At 59.5% G+C, this 3,269-nt stretch carries 5 protein-coding genes; 2 read left to right on the top strand and 3 right to left on the bottom strand.

What is annotated here, in order from left to right:
• Window positions 1-1,129, top strand: a 1,129-nt coding sequence (locus G3480_RS28030) for a DUF6399 domain-containing protein (protein WP_240906077.1), incomplete at its 5' end; no start/stop codon positions are given.
• An 83-nt stretch (window positions 1,130-1,212) separates the two neighbouring features.
• Here the strand turns inward: G3480_RS28030 and G3480_RS25675 are convergent.
• Entirely contained in the window at window positions 1,213-1,998 is a 786-nt protein-coding gene (locus G3480_RS25675) for an FkbM family methyltransferase (RefSeq protein WP_164657051.1), read from the bottom strand.
• 182 nt (window positions 1,999-2,180) lie between these two features.
• Between G3480_RS25675 and G3480_RS25670 the strand changes: the two genes are divergently transcribed.
• The gene (locus tag G3480_RS25670; protein ID WP_164657050.1) at window positions 2,181-2,393 is read left to right on the top strand and encodes a transposase; all 213 of its coding nucleotides are present in this window, start codon (window positions 2,181-2,183) and stop codon (window positions 2,391-2,393) included.
• Here G3480_RS25670 and G3480_RS25665 read toward each other — a convergent pair.
• Entirely contained in the window at window positions 2,353-2,763 is a 411-nt protein-coding gene (locus tag G3480_RS25665; RefSeq protein ID WP_206171901.1) for a hypothetical protein, read from the bottom strand. The genes G3480_RS25670 and G3480_RS25665 overlap by 41 nt on opposite strands.
• The coding region (locus tag G3480_RS25660) for a hypothetical protein (protein ID WP_206171900.1) at window positions 2,760-3,269 on the bottom strand (510 nt) is incomplete at its 5' end. The genes G3480_RS25660 and G3480_RS25665, both read right to left, overlap by 4 nt.

Below are 3,269 nucleotides of genomic sequence, written 5' to 3'. Positions count from 1 at the left end.
GGCGCTCGAGAGCGGGCTCGCGGGGCTGAACGTCAGCGTGGTGCAAGGCACCAGTGATGAGGCCAAGGGGTTGTTGGCACATGTCGAGCGCGATCTGGGCGCGCATCACTCCACGGATCTGTTTCATCTGCAGCATGAGGTCAGCCAGGCGATGAGCCTCGCGCTGAAGCGCGCTGAGCAGCAGGCCGAGACGGCGGCGGCTGAGGCAAAGGCACGCTGGCAAGGCGCATGCGCCGCCGAGCAGGCCTATCATCGCTGCCGCCATGGCCCGGGACGCCCGCCGGCGTTTGCCGCGCGCATCGATGAGGCGCTGAGCGCCTACGTCCAGGCCAGTCGCGCGCATGAGCGCGCCCAGGCGCAGCGCGCTGAGGCGAAAACCCTGATCGGCGCCTTCAGCGAGGTCGATCATCCCTATGAACTCCAACAGGGACAGGCGCAAACGCCCGAGCAGTTGCAGACGCGCTTAGGGGCCGTGTTTGCGCGCCTGGAGGCGATCGCCGAGGAGGCGGACCTCTCCGAGCGCCTGTGTGCACATCTGGCCAAGGCGAAGCGACTCACCCACAGCCTTGTGGCCACGCTGGCGTTCTTGTTCATGATGGTCAACACCCGGGTGCAGGCGCTGGACCTGGCGCCGGCGATCGAGCAGGCCATGCTCAACGACCTGATCCCGGCGCTCTATCTGGAGCGCGCCGCCGCGCGCAACACCCGCGCTGAGCAACGCCATCGCCTCCGAGCACTGAGTGCCGAGCGCCTCGCCCCGCTGCAGCAGCCTTCGCACCCGATCCAGTCGCTCGATCAGGAGACCCGCCGCTACCTCGAGCAGGTCGCCGGTGAGTGTGCCGATCTGTTCCAGCGCAGCAGCTCGTGTGTCGAGGGGCGCAACGGCTTCCTCGCGCTCTATCAGCATGGGCATCACCAACTCAGCCCGCGCAAGCAGCAGGTTTTAACCGCCCTGCACAACTTTGCGATCACACGCCCCGATGCCACCACGGCCGCTGAGCGCTTCTTCGCTCAGCCCCACCCATCCTTGTTCGAGCAGGTGCTTGAGCGCATGCCCTGGCCGGCCCGACCGGCGCGACGACGACCGCGCCCGGTGAGGCAGCCTTACCTCACCCTTGTGGCGGCTTAGCAACAGTGGACCAAACGATGATCAAGGCTCGATACAGTTTTGATCAATGCATCCGTATAAGAGAAGCCATATAGAGGAGGGCGCTACCAAAATGAGAATGGTAGATTCTTTACGTACCAGTCATCAAATTGAGAAAGCTCCTCTAGTACTCTAGTGTAACCACATGATGTCAATAATTCGAAAATGCTTTCTCTCTGAGTAGTGAAGTTGTGCTCGCACGTGATGACCTTAAATGAATACTTGTTCCAATCTAAATTACTAAGGATATCAAATTCGCTTCCTTCGGTGTCGATCGAGAGATAATCTATCGTCTGCGGAGCATTATATTGGTCTAAGAGTTCGTTGAGCGAAATCGTCTCCACTTCGTAGCGCTGCCCGGCGTGGCGGTCGTGCCAGTCGCTCTCGGTGAAGGTGTCGATCGTTGAGAGTTCCGCAACCTCATTGAAGAGAATTCTCTCACCTGAGCGCGACCAAACGCATTTTGTCGAAATCGGCATGCCTCGGTTCGTTTTGAGTTTGTCATGCCAACAGGTTGCGGGTTCGGCCAAAATACCGTTCCAGCCAAAAACTTCCTCAAGTATGTGCGTATTGCTCAGATTGATGCCATCGGTTGCCCCAAACTCAACGAAAAAGCCTTTCCGTTTGAAATTTAGTGCCGCCAGGACGAGAAGATCCTGCCGGATTTGGCTCTTGGAATGAGCGAAGTATTTGCAAAGTCGTTTGACATCCACTCTTCTTGACAGAGCCAATAAAAGGTCTCTGTCGAAAAGACCAAGCTCAGGATAGCGCCGGACTGCGGCAACATATTTTAGATCCCTGTACCATTGTCCCAGCATTCCAGAGAACGCACTTTGAGGCAATTCATTCATGTTCTGCTCCTTATGGTGGATCCCAATGTCAAGACAGGGCCTCGATCATCCTTTGGTCCAAGCGCACAACCGGTGGGAGCGGCGCCCCCCCGCGACGGTCGCGCGATCGCGGCGGGGCGCCGCTCCTACGTCGCTTTGCCTTTAAGGATTCACGGTGTCGACTCAACCGACTGGACGGTCCGATGATCAACGCCCAATGTCAAGACAGATTTATGCCGCCTTATCTACCCGCAGAGGCTGCTGATGCGCTCACCGTCAAGGAGCTTTATCGCACCCAATGGACCATCGAAACCGCCTTTCAACGCCTTGGGCAGCATCTGCACTCCGAACTCGACACCCTGGCAATGCTATGGATTAAGCAGTGCGGCAGTAAGCCGGATGGAATCGTGGCTTGAGCTTGCCGGGATTGCATCGCGGAAACTGTCGATACGGACGCACCGCCTCGACGGCGTCAGAGAGGCCGAGGATCGTTTGTGTGAGCAGTGCTCCGGCAGCGACCAAGGCACCGATGGGCAGACGGACCCGGGTGTCCTTCATGGCGGAGAGGCTGCTGGTCCAGCCCACCTGATAGGGGTGCTTGCGCGCGGCGTGACGACGCGTGGCGAGCCCTTGAGCCATGCTGGCGAGATTCAGGGCGAGGATCTTAGCACGGACGTCTTGCTGCATGACGAGCACGCTGCGCCCGGAGAAGTTCTCGATCTCCAGCCAACGTTCTTGGCGCTTGTAGCCCTCCTCCGCTCCCCACCTGCCGTGATAGAGGGTCATAAACAAGCGTGCCGGTAGGAGTTCCTCCTCGAGGATCGAGGTGGCCAAGATCTGGGTTTCGCCGTCTGGCAAGCGCATCCGCACCAGGCGCACGCGAATAGCATAGCATCGGTGGGGAGGTCTTGGTTGCGGCAATCACGCGTCTGATCGCGAGAGGGCGTCAATGTGATGATGGTGGTGTGGGCATCGCTGTCCCAGAAGGACTCGGCGGCGCTGAAGCTGTCACGGGCGAGGTGCATACAGAAGTCCGCGCCGTGCACGGCGTGCGTCACCATCAAGCAGAAGGCGCAGTAGTTGCGGTCGTAGAGGGGCAAAGCCTCGGGCTGCGGGATCTCGAGATGGGCGATCACCAACTCGCGCTTGCTCACGCAGTAGGCAGCCAGTTGCAGATCGACGACCAACTCGTGGCTCGTGGCCGAAGTCATAAAGCCGTCATTCCGCACCCCGTCAGCCGCTTGCAGAATATATCGCCACATAGCGCGGCCCGAGCAGCTGCAGTAAGACTC

It is taken from the genome of Thiorhodococcus mannitoliphagus, assembly GCF_010915725.1.
Lineage (GTDB): Bacteria > Pseudomonadota > Gammaproteobacteria > Chromatiales > Chromatiaceae > Thiorhodococcus > Thiorhodococcus mannitoliphagus.
The sequence above is the reverse complement of the archived record's forward strand: the minus strand, read 5'-3'. Positions and strand labels throughout refer to the sequence as shown.